The sequence below is a fragment of the Vibrio sp. genome (genome assembly GCF_984391705.1).
In genome coordinates, this window is record NZ_CFHWOM010000001.1 from 382,026 (window position 1) to 400,138 (window position 18,113).

Here is an 18,113-nt window from a genome sequence, read left to right on the forward strand (position 1 = left end):
GAGTCATTGCGCGGGGATCTCTACACTTCGCGCTCTTTTGAAACCTATGCTGAGATTTAGAACTATGTTTTCTCAATCACTTTTTGCTCAGCTAATGAGAATGACTCTACTGCTAGTACTTTCTCTTGTTGCAGTCCATAACTCTCCCAAACTATTGGCGTTATTGGCTCAGCAAGCGATTAATAGCGGCTGTCACCAGACAACAGGTGAAGGCCATGACCATTCTCACCACCATCATCACTAAGGTTATACGATGAGCATTTTTCGATTTCCAATCATTGTTTGGCTAGGGATCGCCATCTTAATTACCTGTCTGGGTATCAGACAATCTTTTGGCATTTTTATGATGCCAATATCAGAACACTTTCAAACCGGACGCGAGTTTTTCAGCTTTGCGATTGCCCTGCAAAACCTTTTGTTCGGTGTGTTTCAGCCCTTCGTTGGTATGGCTGCAGACCGGTTTGGCGCTAAACGCATCATCATTTTAGGTGCTATCGCGTATGGTTTAGGTTTGTACCTAACGTCTATCGCTGTAGAGCCAAGCATGCTTTATCTGTCACTGGGCGTATTAGTTGGTCTTGGTTTAAGTGCCACGAGCTATGTGATTGTGTTGGGTGCGGTGGCGAAAGTGGTTCCGGCGGAACACGCTGCAAAAGCGTTCGGTTTGACGACTGCTGCTGGATCATTTGGTATGTTCGCTATGATCCCGGGCGCGCAAACTATGCTATCTGAATTTGGCTGGCAAGGCGCATTGCAGGGCTTTGCAATTCTTTGTTCGACTATGATTGCCTTTGCATTATTTATGCGCTCGCCTAAGCCGTCAGATAATGCTGTAGTGCAAACTGTGGAGCAACAACAAACGCTTAAGCAGGCGTTAAAAGAGGCTTTTAGCCACAAAGGCTACTGGTTAATCCATGCGGGCTTCTTTGTCTGTGGATTCCACGTCATGTTTATTGCGACCCATTTACCAAGTTACTTAGCGGATAAGAACTTGTCGGCGCAAACTGCCGCGATGGCGCTCGCGTATGTCGGTATTTTCAACATCTTTGGCTCTTATTTTTGGGGTGTGATGGGTGATAAGTACAGCAAGCGCCATGTGATGTCTGCTCTATACCTGATGCGTACAGTGGTGATTGGTGCTTTTGTTACCTTGCCTGTCACGGAGCACACTGCGGCGATTTTTGGTGGCGCGATTGGTTTCTGTTGGCTTGGTACGGTGCCATTAACGTCAGGCTTAGTAAGACAGATTTTCGGTGCCAAGTACCTGTCAACTCTGTATGGTTTGGTGTTTTTCACTCACCAAGTTGGTAGCTTTTTAGGAGCTTGGGCTGGCGGGCGTATTTATGATTATTACGGCTCGTATGATCCAATTTGGTGGTCAACTGTGGTTCTGGCGTTTGCCGCAGCTCTAATCCACTTGCCAATTAACGATAGACCAGTGCAGCGATTAGCAGCGGCATAACTGGGTAAACTAAATGCCTCTGTTCTACGTATCGAATAATCGTGCAACGTAGAGGAGGCATTACTGTGCAAACAACTGTCGGCTTATACTGGTTTACCAACGATTTAAGACGCTTAAACAATTCATTGCTCGACCGCGCGTTCAACGACGTTGACGAGTTAGTCGCCGTTTATTGCCTGCCTCGCGTGACAGAATATCTAGCGGCTTTCTCCGCTGAGGATAACCTTGGCACTCACAGAGAGCGGTTTATTCACCAGTCGGTTGAAGATCTTTCTGAGAGCCTCGCGGCGTTAGGCGTTGAGCTCATTATCGTTGAGCGAGGTACAATAGAAACTTTGGCTGAGTTAATTGGCTACCGAGGAGTAAGCCATCTTTACGTCAGCGAGTCTGCGGGATTTGATGAGACCGCAATGATCAGTGCCATCAAGCAGAAACTTCCGATGCTAGAGGTGGTTCAGTCTGACAACACCACGCTTTTTCACTTGAGCCAGTTGCCGTTTCCACTTGATGAGCTCCCTGCAACCTTTACTCAGTTTCGCAAAAAAGTTGAGCCCATTTTTGAGCACCTTTATCCTTCGCAGGATACTTCGTTTCGTCTCGGAGAGACTGCAACTCCTACCGGCTTTGTAGGAGGTGAGCGCGCTGCGACCCAACACGCGACTTGGTACTTTTCCCACCCTTTTGCTAGTACCTACAAAGAGACTCGCAACCGTTTAGAAGGGGACTCCAGCTCGACACACTTTTCTCCTTGGCTCGCTCTTGGGTGTGTTTCTCCGGCGCAAATTGTCGCTTTGTTACGCCAATATGAGCAACGCAATGGTGCCAATCAGTCGACGTACTGGATTGTATTTGAGCTGTTATGGCGAGAGTACTTCTATTGGTACGGGCGCAAGCATCAGGAAAAAGTATTCTATTTCTCTGGACTGACATCGAAACAAGCCTCTAAGCCGTCTGATGATAAAGCGTATCAACGCTGGGTAAAGGGAGAGACAGATTTTGCTATTGTCAATGCATGCATGAATCAGCTCAAAGAGACGGGCTTTATGTCTAACCGAGGGCGTCAATTGGTGGCGAGTTGTTTGATTCATGAGTTAGGTGTGGATTGGCGACGTGGAGCGGCTTATTTTGAGACTCAATTGATTGATTATGACGTCGCTTCAAACTGGGGAAACTGGCAGTATCTATCCGGTGTTGGCGCCGATCCAAACCCTGCAAGGCGATTTAATTTGCTCAAACAGGCTGAGCTTTATGACCCCGATTCATCGTTCACTCTCCGATGGCAAAACGCATCTGAAAAGCAGTGAGACTTTAATCATTTAAAACGGTCGCATTTTCATCGCGTTAGATTATTATGAAGTCTCTCACTGACTTGTAATAAATGATTAATATGTACGCTGAATGGATAACGTCAGAGGCTCTGATTGCCGCGTTTTTGATCTTCTTAGGATCGTTTGTGCAAACAGCGATTGGATTTGGTTTGGCGATTGTCGCAGCGCCTTTGCTGATTTTGGTTTCCCCAGATTACGTTCCCGCGCCGATTTGCTTGGTGGCGCTGTTCATCTCGATTCTCAATGCCTTAAAACACCGTGCTAGTGTCGAAATTGGCGGTTTAAAAATGGCGCTGATAGGCCGAGTTCCAGGTTCTATTGCTGGTGGTATTCTGTTGGTTCTTGTCTCGACTGAGTTGTTGGCTCTTTGGCTAGGTTTGCTTGTGTTGTTCGCGGTCGCGGTGAGTTTGTTGCCTTTTCGTATAGAGCCTACGCCAGCTCGTATGGGAGTCGCGGGTTTCTTCTCTGGCTTTTTTGGTACCAGCTCAGCCATCGGTGGCCCACCAATGGCGTTGCTGTTACAGCACCAAGAGGCGAATCAGCTGCGGGGAAATCTTTCCGCGTTTTTCGTGTTTAGCTCGATTATCTCGCTGATCATTCAGATACCAGCGGGATTTTTTACACTGCACCATTTTTGGATTTCTATCCCTCTTATCCCAGCGTCTTGGGTAGGCTATAAACTGGCGCAATTAACCACCCACTCTTTGCCTAAAGAGAAAATCCGCACCGGCGCTCTGGCACTATGTACCGTGAGTGGCGCAACGGCTGTGTGGCAAGGGTTAATTCAGTAAAATTCTATCTGTTCATCTTAGGTTAAGGAAAAACAATGATACTGGAAGTCGCAATATTGGATGTTAAACCGAATTTAGAGGCTGAGTTTGAGGAGAGCTTTGCTAAGGCGCAGGCGATTATTTCTAGCATGAAAGGATATGTGTCGCATCAACTTCAACGTTGTATTGAAAACCCAAGTCGCTATATTTTGTTAGTGAATTGGCAAACATTAGAAGACCATGAGCAGGGGTTTAGACAATCTGCCGAATATCAGGAATGGAAGGCTCTTTTACACCATTTTTATGACCCATTCCCAACCGTAGAGCATTTTGAACAGGTCTACGGCTAAGGTTTTCTAGAAAGGAGAAACAAGTGTTAAGAATACTCGGTAATATTATTTGGTTTTTATGTGGTGGCGTTATCATGGGGCTTGCTTGGTGGCTAGTCGGCTTGATTTGCTTCATTAGTATTATAGGTATTCCATGGGGCAGAGCATGTTTCGTTATTGGTAACTTCTCTTTCTTCCCGTTTGGACAAGAAGTGATTAGCCGTGATGAGCTAACTAAAGAAATGGACATAGGTACCAGTCCGCTAGGAACAATAGGCAATGTGATTTGGTTCTTGTTGGCAGGTATTTGGTTGGCCATCGGCCATATTATGTCAGCGGTTGCGTGTTTTATTACCATCATTGGTATTCCATTTGCGTTGCAGCACTTGAAACTCGCCTATATCTCTTTGGCGCCGATAGGTAAAACTGTAGTGCCAAAAGAACAAGCTGCTATGGCTCGCTACTCTAAATAGCCACCTTACAACACAAAGCCCCACTAGTTGGGGCTTTGTATTTAGAAACGGATATTAATGCCCACCTCGACACTATCATCCCCTGTCACACTTGAGCTTGGTGTGACTCGATGATCACCAAAGCTATATTTGATGTAAGGCTCAACCCATTTAGGTTTAAAAGTCAGTTGGATATCTTGACTGGTGCGATAGCCAGAGTCAGTGAGACCTTTATCGTAATTAAACGTATAGCTGGCGTTTAGCATAGGGTTGATGCTGTAGTTAGCACCTAAGGTATTTTTCCATTCTCGGCTAGTGTGTTCTAAAGCAGGTAAGTGCTTACCTAGTGTGCTTTTTCGCCACTCATGGGATGAATTAGCAAAGACCATTAAATTAGGTGTGAGCGCTGTTGCGGTAAAAACACCTGCATCATAAATGTCGACAATGTCGGCTCGGCCATAACTAACAAAGGCTTCAGTATAAAACTGGCCAAGCATAGTTCCATAACCTGTCCCAAGCTCTAGGTAGCCAGTGGTGTCAATTTCGGCGTAGATGCTTATCTCTTCAGTCGCTTGAATCGTTCCCGCTAGTGTTCCAATCCACTCATCATTGTTTTGCGCCGCTTGTAGGCTTAAGTTGGGTTCGTAATATTTAGGCTCCGTTTTTATTGGTTGAGCGATGAGTGCTGAACTAAACAGAAGGCTCGATAGCGTTAATATATGCTTCATAGTGAATAGACCTAAAATTAAAGGAGCCGCTTATTGCTAAGCGGCTCCTTTGCTTGTCAGTGGAGTTGAGATGATTATGAACGAGCGTTTACGCGATCTTTGACTGCTTGCTTAAGCTGTTGACGCTGCTCTTGCGACAGGCTTTGCAGACTGTTTTTAAGTTCATCTGCTTTAGGTAGCTTGTCTAGATCCCATTCGCCATCCACTTTCCCCCAACCACTATCGATATCAGCCGGTGTAATCGTCAGGTTGCCTTTTTTATCTACTTCAACTTTCCAAGTGTTACCTGAAGAGTGGTCAACAATAACCAATGAACCTGAAGCTAGGTCGTGAGATTCCACGCGGCCCACAGTTACGCCATCGACAGTAATCAGGCCTGTTTTAGTATCTAACTCAGCAACTTGGTTACCGTTATTGTAAACGTTTCCTTGCGCATCAATCATGTACTGACCGCCTACTTCAATTGGATTTTCTGGGTGTGCTTCAATAGGGTTTTGTGGGCCATGCTCTATTGGATTTTCCGGGGTATGTTCGATAGGATTCTCTTTAGGCACATTGCCCCAGCCACCATCAACATCAATTGGGCTTAGAGTTAGGTTGCCTTGCTTGTCCACTTCGACTTTCCAAGTGTTACCTGATGAATGGTCAACCATTACAAATGAACCAGAAGCAAGGTCATGAGAGTCAACACTACCGACGACGACGCCATCTACTGTCAATAGACCTGTTGTGGTATCTAATTTAGCAACTTCGCTACCGTTGTTGTAAACGTTACCTTGAGCATCAATCGTATATTGTTGTCCTGACTCGATAGGGTTTTCTGGCTGTGCTTCAATTGGATTAACAGGAAGAGGGTTCGATGAACCGTTAGATGATGAGCCTGCAGTTGAACAACCAGCTAAAACTGATGCGGCAATTAGAGTAGATAGAAGTTTAAGTTTCATAATGTGTTCTCTCAAAAATTTAATGTCGTACTAACCAAGCTTCTTGCTTATGAAGTGGCGTTCCTAGCCGATGAGAGAAGTATATGGGGACAGGTGAAGTGGCTCTAATCGCTAAAACGAAAAGAGCCATTAACGTTAGGTTATTAATAAAAAAGCGGAAAGTGGCTGATAACCGTTAGTTATCAGCGTTCAAAATACCTTGAATAATTCCCTGTACCCATTGCACCGTTTTGTTTTGGCGATTTTTATGGTGGTAATAGGCAAAGACTTCCGGGCCAAACTCTTCATTATCCATAACTATCGGAATACGGCGCAGTGTGTTTGACTTGTCGGCGTTAGTAAGTCTAGACGCAGGGAAGGCCATATCTGAGTTTTCTACGACGGAAATTACAGCGGAAGGCAGTTCAGAACGAAAACCGATTTTTGGCTCTATATTGCGTAATTTGAGCATCTTTTCGGTAAACGATTGGGTCGAGTTCCAGTCTGCGGCAATGATGGTAGCGAACTCAAAATCAGACGCTTGCTCGAAGCGCATTATGGTCCCTTTGTAATGATGATCTTTTCGCACATAAACATGAAAGCTGTCTTGTGCTATTTTCTTGCAAATAAGCTCTTTGGGAGCGTGGCCAATCTCATAGTTCACCCCTAATAGCACCTCATCATTGATGACTTCTTGCATGGTGCTTTTTGACCAATTAAGGAGCTGAACTTGGATATTAGGTGCTTGGGAGCGGATCGCAAGGAAAATGTCACTGGCAAATGAGCTCAAAATAAACGGCGCTAGAGCAATTTTAATCACCCCTTCTAACTCTTCAGGTTTGAAAGAGTTAGATTCATTTAGTGAGTTCGATAATTGGTCGAGCAGTGGAGAAATATTGTCAGCAAGAGTATTGGCATACTCCGTAGCACGTAAACCATGGTGGGTTTTCACAAACAGTTCATCGTCGAAGTGATCGCGTAAACGTTGCAGCGCCTTACTCACGGCTGGCTGTGAAACAAATAGGCGTTCGGATGCCTTACGCATATTACGTTCTTGATGAAGAATTATGAAGGTTCTGAGGAGGTTCAGATCCAGAGTTGCGAATAAGTCTTTGGCCATGGTTTTTCCTTTCCTATTCCTCGTATAGTAATACGTCCTTGTATCGAGAAACCAATTGAAATTGATGATAGTTGGAGCAACGTCAATCAGTAGGCTTTAATTCCAAACTCTCTTAATTTACTTGGCAATCGTTCATCAAGGTGCTCAATGTCATCAGGAGTCACTTCTATAAGGGCAAAACCATGCTCTTGGTATAAAGCTATTATTTTATCTCTTTGCTCTGCATCGATTTCACCAGAATCACTTCCCCAATATTGGAGATACACTTTTCCTGCCGGCAAGTAAAAGTCACTCAATACGTCTTGTTCGATAGGCAATTGGCGATCGTAGGCATGAACGATGCCGTTCATATAGAGCCAGTTGTCGATGATGAGCTCACCTTTAGAGCGCACATAGTGGCCATCGAGGGTGCGATGTTTGGCTTCAAACTTTTGCCTAAAGCTGGACAAGGATTTGTCTGTCGCGTGTGTTTCAGCGTCTTGTCCGGAAAATTCGACGACCGACTGCTTCAAGCGCTTATTACGAATGATGGTATCGTGCCAAACCACAAATTGCGTACCGGTCTCTTTATCTTCTCGTTGATGGCCACCAACAGTAAGACCTGATTGAGTTACCTGCCAACCTTGTTCAGTGCGACTAAGCCAGCCCAGCTCTTGCAGGAGTTGATTGATTTTCTTCGCTGGCAGAGAAAAGCGCTGGCCTATTTGAGTAGCAGAGAGTGCATTACCACTGCTCGCAGCATGATCGATGAGGAGGTTTTGTGGCCAAACAATAAACTTTCCGAATTTGGCGTGCGTGATGTACTCACCGCCAAACTTAGCCCCAATCTCGGTGAGCACCCAACCTTCGTCACCTCGGTTGATATAGCCTGCGTTTTTTAACTCGGTAAAGAGTTCTTTCGCATCTTGTTGACGCGACTTGGCGAGGGCGGTGGTGGATAGTTTATCTGACATAGTGCGCTCCTTGAACTTACAATCATTGTTGAGGGAAAACGCACTGGGGTCAAGTGGCTGATTTTTAGATAGTAAAGGCGTTTATTGCAACGCCTTGGTTGAGTTAATAGAGTTTACCATCGACGAGTACCGCTCGAGATTGATATTCATTAGATAGGACAGTTGCAGCAGCTTTAAAACCCGGTCTGAGATAACCAAGCTGCTCACATTTGAGCGCCTGAGCAGGGTAGGTTGAAGCCATTTTTAAAACCTCTGCTTCATCTATTCCCCATTGAATCGCATTGGCCACGGATTCATCCATCCCTATGTGGGCTCCAGCGAGTGCACCTTCTTGATTGACGAGCTTGCCATTAACCACCGAGATAACCTCACCATCAAGCTCAAACTGATCATTGGCACTGCCCACCGAGCCCATCGCATCGGTGACTATCAACAACTTGCCTTTCGGTTTTATTCTATGTGCTAGCAAGACACTTTGAGGGTGAACATGGATGCCATCAGTGATGATGGAACACCAAGCATGATCGGTGAGCAGCGCTGTTCCGACAGCCCCGGGAGCTCTCCCTTCGAGTGGTGACATAGCGTTAAACAAATGAGTAAACCCATCAATATGTTTAAGCTTTTCCGCAGGCAGTTGCTCAAAGGTGGCGTTTGAGTGCCCGCACGAAATCGTCGCTCCCTTTGCTTCTAGCCAAGACAGGGCGCCAATATCAACGCGTTCAGTGGCACAAGTGATTAAGAGCTGTCCTTTGTCTGGCCAGGGTAACTGCTGCAAAGACTCTAGGCTAGGTGAATAGAATAAGGCAGAGTCATGCGCGCCTTTTTTGGCCGGATTTAGCCATGGCCCCTCCAAGTGTATGCCCAGCACTCCAGGTAATCGGTCATTGAGTGCCTGCTGGCAAGCCAACAAAGCCTCTGAAATTTTGGTTGGTGTCGCACTTATCAGTGTTGGCAGCAAGTAGGCTGTGCCGTGCTTCCTGTGCGCTTCGGTGATGGTTTGCATGGCCGCTGGCGTAGTGTCGTTGTTGAACATCACCCCTCCGCCGCCATTAACTTGAATATCGATAAACCCGGGGCAGATTATTGAGTCACTAAAGTGTTGAACAGGTATCTCACTCGAAAGCTCTTCGAGTGGGACAATGGCTTTAATATGGTTATCGCGCCATAATAGAGCAGAGTTGCTGTGGTACTGACGTCCGTCAAAGATACGCGGAGCGGAAATGGCGTTGAGGATCATAAGATTATTCCTTGAATTGATAGGCTGCGCCCAGTAGACACGCGTCGTAGTCACCTTTGGCTGCCACCACTGAGACCTGAAATGCTCCTGGTCTAGAGGCTATCGCTTTATTGACTCGGTCAAGGTAACCTGTTGCCAAGCCGATGCCTCCGCCTAAGACAATAATGTCGAGGTCTAATGTGGCTTTGAGATTACAACAAAGCGCTGCAATAGCGTTGGCACTTCGAGCAATAATGGCCTCTGCATGCTGACTTTTACTTGCAAGGGAGAACAGGTCAATGTTCGAAATATGCGGGAAGAAATAGTCATCACTGGCCTTTTTAATCGCGGTTCCTGAAGCGATAGCTTCAACACACCCTGTTTGACCACAACCGCATTTGGGACCATCAAGTTCAATAACGGTATGTCCAATGTGGCCTGCTAGACCTGCATTTCCTTGATGCAATTGGCGATTAATGACAACCCCGCCTCCCACGCCCGTTGAGACGGTAATAAACGCCATGTTGTCTATTGTGCTCCCGAGAGCTTTGAATTCATACCATGCAGCTGCTTGGGCATCGTTGAGCATCGCGACTGGCTTATTGGTCAGTGATTCCAGCGCTTGGGCAAGTGGGAAAGGGCTTGGAAAAGCTAAGGTATCTGGGTTGATGGCTGAAATACCGTCTTTGGTGACTAAGCCCGTTGTTGAAACCCCGATTTTGTTTATCTCTGGCAGCCACTTATCGGCGTGCGCGAGAATCACTTGCGCAAACTGCTCTGCATTTTGCGCTTTAGGTGTCGGGAGCTGGGTGCGTTCAATTAGTTGACCATTTCTGACTAAGCCTAAGGCTATCTTGGTGCCGCCAATGTCGATGGCTAGTGTGTGCATTGTTTTTCCCCTACCGCTTGTGTCGCAGCATTAAACCAGTTGGTGACTACTTCTAGGCGAGTAATCGCTGAACCTACAGTAACCGCCACTGCGCCTGCTTGTATCGCTTGAGCTGCTAGCTCGGGTGTGTTGTAGCGACCTTCTGCCATTGTAAAGAATCCCGCTTGGGAAAACTGTTTCACCAATTGCAAATCCGGCTCGCTAGGCTCAATGCCGCCGACGTAGCCCGATAGCGTTGAGCCAATAATTTCAACGCCTTGTGAGTTGGCCCATTCGCCATCTTCAAAACAAGAGCTGTCTGCCATGGCAAAGCACCCCGAGTTTTTGATCGCTTGAGCAATGTGTTCACGGCTTTCTGGACGCTCACGGTCAGTGGCATCGAAAGCAATGATGGTGGCTCCCGCATTCGCAAGGTTATCAACATCACTGGCAAAAGGTGTGATGCGAACAGGACTGTCCTGCAAGTCACGTTTCACAATTCCAATAATTGGTACACTGACCACTGCAGCCACAGCGGCGACATTTTCGACACCTTCAATACGAAGAGCTTTCGCTCCAGCTTGTTCTGCAGCCAGCGCCATCGCGACGATAAATTCTGTTTTTTCTAATGGACTACCAACGACTGGTTGAATAGAAACCACAGTTTGACCTAGCAAGGATGATTTTAACTCATTGATATTTAGATTTTTTGTTCTCACGACGGGCCTCATAAATTAAGCGTTGTATTGCGGAGTGATGAGAAGAAAACGATCCATCACAATTCGTCTAATCAGTCTGCCAATTGATAACGTTGGCGAATTTTTGTCCGCGATCACATTTTGCAAAAAGTTGGTTTGAAAATAATCTTCACGGCAATAATAATCCATAACGAAGATTTTTTTCAAACAAAATAAAAGTTTTTTTTGAAATTGGTGAAACAAGGTAAAAATCGAATAAAAGGGAATAATATGAAAGCCATCAACAAACTTACTATCGCTATGCTGGCTCTTGGTTGTGCCGTTTCCGTTAACGCTGAAACGACCCTAAAAATGGGTATGCAAGCTTCTGTTGGTTCTGTCGAATACACGTCGGCGAAGCTTCTAGCGGACACAATTGAAGAGATGAGTAATGGCGAGTTGAAGCTAGCACTGTACCCAAGTGCTCAGCTAGGTGATGACCGAGCGATGCTTCAGCAACTGAGTATGGGTGATTTGGATATCACTTACGCTGAATTTGGTCGAATGGGTCTTTGGATCCCACGTGCCGAAGCGGTAACACTGCCTTATGTTGCCCGCGATTATGATCACTTACGTCGTATGTTTGATTCGGAATTTGGTCAAGGTGTTCGTGAAGAAATGCTGACTAAGTTTAACTGGCGTGCGCTAGATACTTGGTACAATGGTACGCGTGAAACCACTTCTAACCGCCCTCTAAATAACATTGAAGACTTTAAAGGTCTTAAATTACGTGTGCCAAACGCTAAGCCAAATCTGAACTACGCAAAACTGTCAGGTGCATCTCCAACACCGATGGCTTTCTCTGAAGTTTACCTAGCACTGCAAACTAACGCTGTTGATGGCCAAGAGAACCCGTTACCTACCATCAAAACCATGAAGTTCTACGAAGTTCAAGGCAACTTGGCGATGACTAACCACATCGTTAATGACCAGATGGTGATCATTTCTGAGCCGACGTGGCAAAAGCTTTCAGCGGAAGAAAAAGAGATCGTTAATAAAGCCGTGGCTAAAGCGGGTGCTGCGCACACTGCATCTGTGAAACAGCAAGAAGCAGAACTGATTTCATTCTTTGAAAAACAAGGCGTGAATGTCACTTACCCAGATCTAGCTCCATTCCGTAAAGCAATGCAGCCGTTGTACGCTGAGTTTGAAGAAAAGATCGGCGAGCCTGTAGTTAAGAAACTCGCAGCTATGTAAGGAAATAGACGAGACAGTTTATTTCGATTATTCAGGCTGGCCTCACTTGGCCAGCCATGGAGCTCAAGATGTTTAAGAAGATAATTGAAAATATTGAAGAGATCATAACCGTACCTTTAATGGTGGTGCTTTTGGTTGTTCTGACCTGGCAGATTGGTACCCGTTGGTTACTCAATGATCCTTCTCTTTGGAGTGAAGAACTCGCCCGAGTTCTGTTTATGTATATGTCGTTAATTGGTTGTGCGATTGCGATTAAGCGCAATACACACGTCAACATCACTTTTTTCTCAGATAAATTGCCTGAAAAAGCCCGCTTGGCATTAGTGCTGTCATTAGAAGTTGCGGTGCTGTTTTCTATCATCGCCATCATCTATTTAGGCTATCAACACGTTCAGCGTACTGCGTTCTTCGAGTTGATTACTTTAGGGGTATCAAGCAGTTGGATGAACTATAGCTTGCCTTTAGGCGGACTGTTTATGGTGTTCAGACAGCTTGAGAAAATGTTTGGACTTTCAAAGCAACTGTTTGGTTGCACTAAAGATGCTCAGGCATCTAACTCGCAAATGGCACAGAGGTAGGGAATCCTTATGGCAGGTTCAATTTTTGGCTGGCTAGGGCTACTGTTTGCAGGTATGCCGGTAGGCTTTTCGCTGATTTTCGTTGCATTGGTGTTCTTGCTTGTTACCAATAGCACAGGTATTAACTTTGCTGCTCAACAAATGCTGGGTGGTATCGACAACTTCACATTGTTAGCGGTTCCGTTTTTTGTTTTGACTGGTCACTTGATGAATAGTGCAGGCATCACAGAGCGAATCTTTAACTTTGCTAAATCTATGGTTGGCCATATTACGGGCAGTTTGGGCCACGTAAACATCATGGCGAGCTTACTGTTTTCTGGTATGTCGGGCTCGGCTTTGGCTGATGCGGGTGGTTTAGGACAACTCGAAATTAAGTCGATGCGTGATGCTAAATATGACGATGATTTCGCCGGTGGTTTGACGGCAGCTTCTTGTATTATTGGTCCATTGGTCCCCCCTTCAATTCCTTTGGTCATCTATGGTGTGGTCTCTAATACGTCCATCGGTGCTTTGTTCTTGGCAGGTGCGATCCCTGGACTATTGTGTTGTGCCGCTCTGATGACGATGAGCTACTTTATCTGTAAGAAGCGTGGCTATATGACATTGCCGCGTGCATCACGTAAAGCGCAGTTAAAATCTTTTAAAGAAGCTTTCCTATCTTTGCTGACGCCAGTGATCATTATTGGCGGTATCTTCTCAGGTAAGTTCACGCCAACGGAAGCGGCGGTCGTTTCTTCTCTATACGCTTTGTTCTTAGGTACAGTCGTGTACAAGCAACTTACGCTAAGCGGCTTTGTTGAAATTTTAAGAGAAACGGTTAACACCACGGCTGTGGTTGCGTTAATGGTGATGGGTGTAACGGTATTTGGTTGGATTGTTGCACGTGAACAGCTGCCACAAATGCTTGCTGATTACTTCCTAACCATCAGTGAGAACCCACTCGTTTTACTACTACTTATCAACTTACTGCTACTGTTCTTGGGAACCTTTATTGAATCATTGGCGCTATTGCTGCTGCTGGTTCCTTTCCTAGTACCTGTCGCGGGGGCGGTGGGCATCGACCCAGTTCACTTTGGTGTAATGGCTATCTTGAACCTGATGATCGGTATCTTAACTCCGCCGATGGGTATGGCGTTATACGTCGTATCACGTGTGGGTGATATTCCATTCCACGTGTTAACGCGCGGTGTGATTCCATTGCTTGTGCCGCTATTTATCGTGCTTGCACTCGTTGCCGTTTTCCCTCAATTCACTCTGTTGCTTCCTGAAATCTTCTTGGGCTACGGACAGTAGAAACGAAATTATTAAAGGTATTAAAAATGAATAAGTTAACTGGCCTAATTGCCGCTCCCCACACCCCGTTTGACGCAAACAACAAAGTCAACTTTGCGGCAATCGACCAAATTGCCGAGCTACTGATTGAGCAAGGCGTAAAGGGGGCGTATGTATGTGGCACAACCGGAGAAGGGATTCATTGTTCGGTCGATGAACGTAAAGCGGTAGCCGAGCGCTGGGTGAAAGCGGCAGATGGCAAGCTTGATTTGATCCTGCACACTGGCGCTCTGAGTATTGTTGATACGCTGAACTTAACTGAGCACGCAGAAACCCTCGATATTCTAGCGACGTCAGCCATCGGGCCATGTTTCTTTAAGCCAGGTAGCGTAGATGATCTTGTCGAATATTGCGCGCAGGTTGCGGCTGCCGCACCATCGAAAGGTTTCTACTACTACCACTCTGGGATGTCTGGGGTAAATCTCGATCTAGAACAGTTTTTGATCAAAGGTGAGCAGCGCATTCCAAATCTTTCTGGTGCTAAGTTTAATAACGCTGATCTGTATGAGTACCAACGATGTGTGCGCGTCTCTGGTGGCAAGTTTGATATTCCTTTCGGTGTCGATGAGTTTCTACCTGCAGGTCTTGCAGTAGGCGCCGTTGGGGCGGTTGGCAGTACCTATAACTATGCCGCGCCGCTTTATTTGCAGATCATTGAAGCGTTTAATCAAGGTAAGCATGATGAAGTGGCTGCATCAATGGACAAAGTCATCGCGATTATCCGTGTGTTGGTTGAGTATGGCGGTGTTGCCGCAGGTAAAGTGGCGATGCAATTACACGGCATTGATGCTGGTGACCCTCGCCAACCAATCCGTGCACTAAGCGCAAACCAAAAAGCCGATGTGTTGGCGAAACTGCGCGACGCAAACTTTCTCTAATTTAGCTAAAGAGGGAGGTTTGCCTCCCTCATATTGATGCTTCAAATTCTCAGAGGTTTATATGCAGGGCATTTACCTTCCCTTGATGACACCATTTTCATCTAACGGTTTGCTGCAACTTGATAAAATTCCCGCGATGGTCGAGCACCATATCACGCAAGGTGTACATGGATTTTATATCGGCGGCAGCTCATCGGAATGTTTTCTGATGAGTATTGATGAGCGACAACAGGTGCTCAATGCGGTTTCATCAGTCAATAATGGACGTGTACCTCTGATTGCGCATGTTGGCGCTATTGCATTGCATGAGGCTTTACAGTTAATCGATAGTGCAGTTGCAGCGGGCTATGACGCCATTTCGGCCACGCCACCTTTCTACTACGGTTTTAGCAAGGCAGAAATGATTCAATACTACAAGAGTCTTGCTCAATACTCGCCGATTCCTTTGTTGCTCTACAATATTCCGGGTACGACAGGTGTTAACTTTGATCACAAAGAACTCCTCGAACTGTCAGAGTTAGAGAACGTAATTGGTATCAAACATACCACTACAGATATGTTTTTTATCGAGAGATTACGTCAGGCAATACCGGAAAGTATTATCTTCCACGGTGAAGATACCATGCTCATTAGTGGCCTACAGATGGGAGCGAGTGGCGGGATCGGCAGTACCTATAACTTGATGTCAAAGCAGTACGTTGAACTTTACCAAGCGGTACTTGAAGGTGACTTAGACAAGGCACTCGAAAGGCAAAAGCAGGTTAATCGAGTGACGGAAGTTTTGCTTGATGTTGGTGTTTACCAAGGCATTAAGTATGCGATGGGAGAACTCGGTATCGACTATGGTGAATGTAGAGCGCCATTCCTTGGGCTAGATAGTGAAGCTAAAAGCAAGATTAACAAGATGATTGAAACTTTTAGTTTCAATAACTTTATGTGATTATCAAGCCTATGCTGGTGTTCAAAACAGACTGAGTTTGATACTTTTAGCTCAGCCAAATAAATGTAAAGAGGCCCTAGTGAATTCGCCTAAAAATCTATTAGTTCGATTGCGTTCTAATATTGAGCCGTTGAGTAAAAAACTAAGACTAGTTGCGGACTACGTGCTAGAAAACGCTCATGACGTTCAGTTTCAAACTATTACCGATCTTGCTCGTAATACTCAAACGAGTGAAGCAACGGTGGTGCGTTTATGTCGCGATATGGGCTACAAAGGTTATTCTGATTTCAGAATGGCACTGGCGGTTGATTTAAGTCAGACGGCCTCGCAGAACCAAACTCCAGTTGAAGGTGATATTTGCGATATCTCTGCGCAAAGCGCCGTAGATAGCCTGCAAGATACGGCTAAGCTGATTGACCGTAAATCATTGGCACGTATCTGCGAGCTGGTTCATAACGCTCGTTTCATCGGCTGCGTCGGTGTTGGTGCGTCAAGTATTGTCGGGCGTTACTTAGCTTACCGCTTAGTGCGTATTGGCAAAAAAGCCATCATGTACGAGGACACGCACTTGGCTGCAATGAGTGCAGGCCGCAGTGACAGTGGTGATATGTGGTTTTCTGTGTCGAGCTCAGGTTCGACTAAAGAGGTTATCCACGCAGCGACACAAGCCCATCGACGCGGTGTTCCGGTTGTCTCATTGACTAATATTAGCCACAGCCCGCTATCGGCCATTTCCGATGAACTGCTGGTCGCAGCAAGGCCAGAAGGTCCATTGACCGGTGGTGCGTTTGCTTCAAAAGTCGGCGCGTTATTATTGGTTGATGCTCTGATCAACACCTTATTAGACAGCTACCCAGAATATACTGAATCAGTAATGGAGACGGCGGAAGTGGTTCTGCCATTAATGAAGTAACTCTATTTTATTGATTTAAAAGTGATTATTAAAAGCTCATCAAAATGATGGGCTTTTATTTTATTTGATGGTGAAAATATTTTTTATTGTTAAGTTGATCAAAGAAATATTTTTTCATTGATCAATAATTAGTATGAATTTTGTACAAAGGCGTAATTGGAAATGACTGCGCCAATCCATGACCAAATGAGTGGTAGGGTCACCTAATAAGGAAATAACAATAATGACTATCAAAAACTCAATACTTCATACACCTTTACTTGCTGCTTCTCTGGTGTTGAGTGTTAACGCGCTGGCTGCCAATGAGTGGCCTGATCTTCCTGTAGGCATTAAAAGTGGCGTGAGCGCCCAAGCGGGCAATAAAGTCTTCGTTGGACTCGGTTCGGCGGGACAAGACTTTTACATGCTTGATTTAAATAACCTATCTCAAGGTTGGCAAAAAAGAGCTGACTTTAGTGGCCCTGCTCGTAATGGGGCAACGGCATCTGTGATTGGCAACGAAATTTATGTCTTTGGTGGCTCGGGCAAAGTTAATGCGTCTGATGCTGCGCCAATCTTGTTTGATAGCGTATATCGCTATGACGTTGAGTCAGACTCTTGGGCGCAAACGAATACGACGTCTCCCGTGGGTCTACTGGGCGCTGCGTCCTACTCGCCTGATGGCAAACAAGTGGTCTTTTTCGGTGGATACAACAAAGCTTACTTTGACCAATACCTTCATGACGTACTGACGACGGATAAAAAAGCAGAGCCAGAAGCTTGGCAGAAAATCGTCGATGACTACATGGGAATGAAACCAACAGATTATAAATGGAATCGCCAAGTTTTAAGCTACCAACCTGCTACAGGCAAGTGGAGTGATCTCGGCCAGTCACCTTACCTACCAAATTGTGGTAGTGCGCTAGTCGCTAAGGGTGAACAGGCGCTTTTGATTAGCGGGGAAATAAAGCCGGGTCTAAGAACAGCGGAGGTTAAAACCTATCAATTTGGCCAACAGCAACCGTGGCAAAGCTTACACGCGATGCCTGCACCTAAGTCTTTAGATGTGCAAGAAGGGGTCGCAGGGGCGTTTGCAGGTGAGAGTAATGGTGTGGTGATTGTTGCTGGTGGAGCCAACTTCCATGGCGCTAAATCTGCTTTTGAGAGCGGCAAAATGTTCGCTCATGATGGATTCAGTAAAGCATTCAACCCAGAGATTTATGTGCAAAAAGAAGGCTTGTGGAAACAAGTGAATAACCTGCCAGAGGGCCTTGCTTATGGCGCGTCATTCAATGCGTCGAAAGGAGTATTGATTGCAGGTGGTGAAAAGAGCGATCGCAGTGCAAGCAATAAGGTCTATATGCTGTCGTGGAATGGTTCATCAGTAGACATTAACGATTAAGGGGTTCA

At 45.8% G+C, this 18,113-nt stretch carries 20 protein-coding genes; 13 read left to right on the plus strand and 7 right to left on the minus strand.

From position 1 onward, the window contains the following. Nucleotides 1–64 precede the first annotated feature (64 nt). The 6 genes from AC4MRV_RS01825 (at nucleotide 65) to AC4MRV_RS01850 (ending at nucleotide 4,362) form a co-directional block, all read left to right on the plus strand. Nucleotides 65–244 carry a hypothetical protein gene (locus tag AC4MRV_RS01825; protein ID WP_005470166.1) on the plus strand — a complete coding sequence of 60 codons (180 nt, stop codon included), beginning with the start codon at nucleotides 65–67 and terminating at the stop codon, nucleotides 242–244. A gap of 9 nt (nucleotides 245–253) precedes the next feature. Next, nucleotides 254–1,462 carry an MFS transporter gene (locus AC4MRV_RS01830; RefSeq protein ID WP_491185709.1) on the plus strand — a complete coding sequence of 403 codons (1,209 nt, stop codon included), beginning with the start codon at nucleotides 254–256 and terminating at the stop codon, nucleotides 1,460–1,462. Nucleotides 1,463–1,527: 65 nt separating this feature from the next. Then, entirely contained in the window at nucleotides 1,528–2,766 is a 1,239-nt protein-coding gene (locus tag AC4MRV_RS01835) for a DASH family cryptochrome (RefSeq protein WP_491185710.1), read from the plus strand. An 83-nt stretch (nucleotides 2,767–2,849) separates the two neighbouring features. Further along, the gene (locus AC4MRV_RS01840) at nucleotides 2,850–3,581 is read left to right on the plus strand and encodes a sulfite exporter TauE/SafE family protein (RefSeq protein WP_491185799.1); all 732 of its coding nucleotides are present in this window, start codon (nucleotides 2,850–2,852) and stop codon (nucleotides 3,579–3,581) included. A 35-nt stretch (nucleotides 3,582–3,616) separates the two neighbouring features. Continuing rightward, on the plus strand, nucleotides 3,617–3,910 hold the full coding sequence (locus tag AC4MRV_RS01845; RefSeq protein WP_491185711.1) for an antibiotic biosynthesis monooxygenase family protein: 294 nt from the start codon (nucleotides 3,617–3,619) through the stop codon (nucleotides 3,908–3,910). 23 nt (nucleotides 3,911–3,933) lie between these two features. After that, nucleotides 3,934–4,362: a YccF domain-containing protein gene (locus AC4MRV_RS01850; RefSeq protein WP_491185712.1), complete on the plus strand. Its 429-nt coding sequence runs from the start codon at nucleotides 3,934–3,936 to the stop codon at nucleotides 4,360–4,362. Between the two features lie 41 nt (nucleotides 4,363–4,403). Here the strand turns inward: AC4MRV_RS01850 and AC4MRV_RS01855 are convergent, their stop codons facing one another. From AC4MRV_RS01855 to AC4MRV_RS01885, 7 genes are all read right to left on the minus strand, one after another. Then, nucleotides 4,404–5,069, minus strand: coding sequence for a hypothetical protein (locus AC4MRV_RS01855; protein WP_491185713.1), 666 nt, complete (start codon nucleotides 5,067–5,069; stop codon nucleotides 4,404–4,406). Nucleotides 5,070–5,143: 74 nt separating this feature from the next. Next, the gene (locus AC4MRV_RS01860) at nucleotides 5,144–6,013 is read right to left on the minus strand and encodes an NHL repeat-containing protein (RefSeq protein WP_491185714.1); all 870 of its coding nucleotides are present in this window, start codon (nucleotides 6,011–6,013) and stop codon (nucleotides 5,144–5,146) included. 175 nt (nucleotides 6,014–6,188) lie between these two features. Further along, nucleotides 6,189–7,112: a LysR family transcriptional regulator gene (locus AC4MRV_RS01865; RefSeq protein ID WP_491185715.1), complete on the minus strand. Its 924-nt coding sequence runs from the start codon at nucleotides 7,110–7,112 to the stop codon at nucleotides 6,189–6,191. An 86-nt stretch (nucleotides 7,113–7,198) separates the two neighbouring features. Then, nucleotides 7,199–8,065: a glycerol kinase gene (locus AC4MRV_RS01870; protein WP_491185716.1), complete on the minus strand. Its 867-nt coding sequence runs from the start codon at nucleotides 8,063–8,065 to the stop codon at nucleotides 7,199–7,201. A gap of 103 nt (nucleotides 8,066–8,168) precedes the next feature. Next, nucleotides 8,169–9,302: an N-acetylglucosamine-6-phosphate deacetylase gene (gene nagA / locus AC4MRV_RS01875; RefSeq protein ID WP_491185717.1), complete on the minus strand. Its 1,134-nt coding sequence runs from the start codon at nucleotides 9,300–9,302 to the stop codon at nucleotides 8,169–8,171. Nucleotides 9,303–9,306: 4 nt separating this feature from the next. Further along, nucleotides 9,307–10,170, minus strand: coding sequence for an N-acetylmannosamine kinase (locus AC4MRV_RS01880; RefSeq protein ID WP_491185718.1), 864 nt, complete (start codon nucleotides 10,168–10,170; stop codon nucleotides 9,307–9,309). Next, nucleotides 10,158–10,880, minus strand: a complete 723-nt coding sequence (locus tag AC4MRV_RS01885) for a putative N-acetylmannosamine-6-phosphate 2-epimerase (RefSeq protein ID WP_491185719.1) — start codon at nucleotides 10,878–10,880, stop codon at nucleotides 10,158–10,160. The genes AC4MRV_RS01880 and AC4MRV_RS01885 overlap by 13 nt, the downstream gene beginning before the upstream one ends. Before the next feature lie 237 nt (nucleotides 10,881–11,117). On the opposite strand from AC4MRV_RS01885, the gene AC4MRV_RS01890 reads away from it, so the two are divergent. The 7 genes from AC4MRV_RS01890 to AC4MRV_RS01920 all read left to right on the plus strand — a co-directional run bounded on the left by AC4MRV_RS01890 (nucleotide 11,118) and on the right by AC4MRV_RS01920 (nucleotide 18,105). Beyond that, nucleotides 11,118–12,083 carry a sialic acid TRAP transporter substrate-binding protein SiaP gene (locus AC4MRV_RS01890; RefSeq protein WP_038135090.1) on the plus strand — a complete coding sequence of 322 codons (966 nt, stop codon included), beginning with the start codon at nucleotides 11,118–11,120 and terminating at the stop codon, nucleotides 12,081–12,083. 68 nt (nucleotides 12,084–12,151) lie between these two features. After that, the gene (locus AC4MRV_RS01895) at nucleotides 12,152–12,661 is read left to right on the plus strand and encodes a TRAP transporter small permease (RefSeq protein WP_038135089.1); all 510 of its coding nucleotides are present in this window, start codon (nucleotides 12,152–12,154) and stop codon (nucleotides 12,659–12,661) included. Nucleotides 12,662–12,670: 9 nt separating this feature from the next. Further along, the gene (siaM, locus tag AC4MRV_RS01900) at nucleotides 12,671–13,954 is read left to right on the plus strand and encodes a sialic acid TRAP transporter large permease SiaM (protein ID WP_005470240.1); all 1,284 of its coding nucleotides are present in this window, start codon (nucleotides 12,671–12,673) and stop codon (nucleotides 13,952–13,954) included. A 26-nt stretch (nucleotides 13,955–13,980) separates the two neighbouring features. Further along, nucleotides 13,981–14,871 carry a dihydrodipicolinate synthase family protein gene (locus tag AC4MRV_RS01905; RefSeq protein ID WP_491185720.1) on the plus strand — a complete coding sequence of 297 codons (891 nt, stop codon included), beginning with the start codon at nucleotides 13,981–13,983 and terminating at the stop codon, nucleotides 14,869–14,871. A gap of 61 nt (nucleotides 14,872–14,932) precedes the next feature. Then, nucleotides 14,933–15,811 carry an N-acetylneuraminate lyase gene (locus AC4MRV_RS01910; RefSeq protein WP_491185721.1) on the plus strand — a complete coding sequence of 293 codons (879 nt, stop codon included), beginning with the start codon at nucleotides 14,933–14,935 and terminating at the stop codon, nucleotides 15,809–15,811. Nucleotides 15,812–15,890: 79 nt separating this feature from the next. After that, nucleotides 15,891–16,724, plus strand: coding sequence for a MurR/RpiR family transcriptional regulator (locus AC4MRV_RS01915; RefSeq protein ID WP_039477473.1), 834 nt, complete (start codon nucleotides 15,891–15,893; stop codon nucleotides 16,722–16,724). A 223-nt stretch (nucleotides 16,725–16,947) separates the two neighbouring features. Further along, nucleotides 16,948–18,105, plus strand: a complete 1,158-nt coding sequence (locus tag AC4MRV_RS01920) for an N-acetylneuraminate epimerase (RefSeq protein WP_491185722.1) — start codon at nucleotides 16,948–16,950, stop codon at nucleotides 18,103–18,105. Nucleotides 18,106–18,113 lie beyond the last annotated feature (8 nt).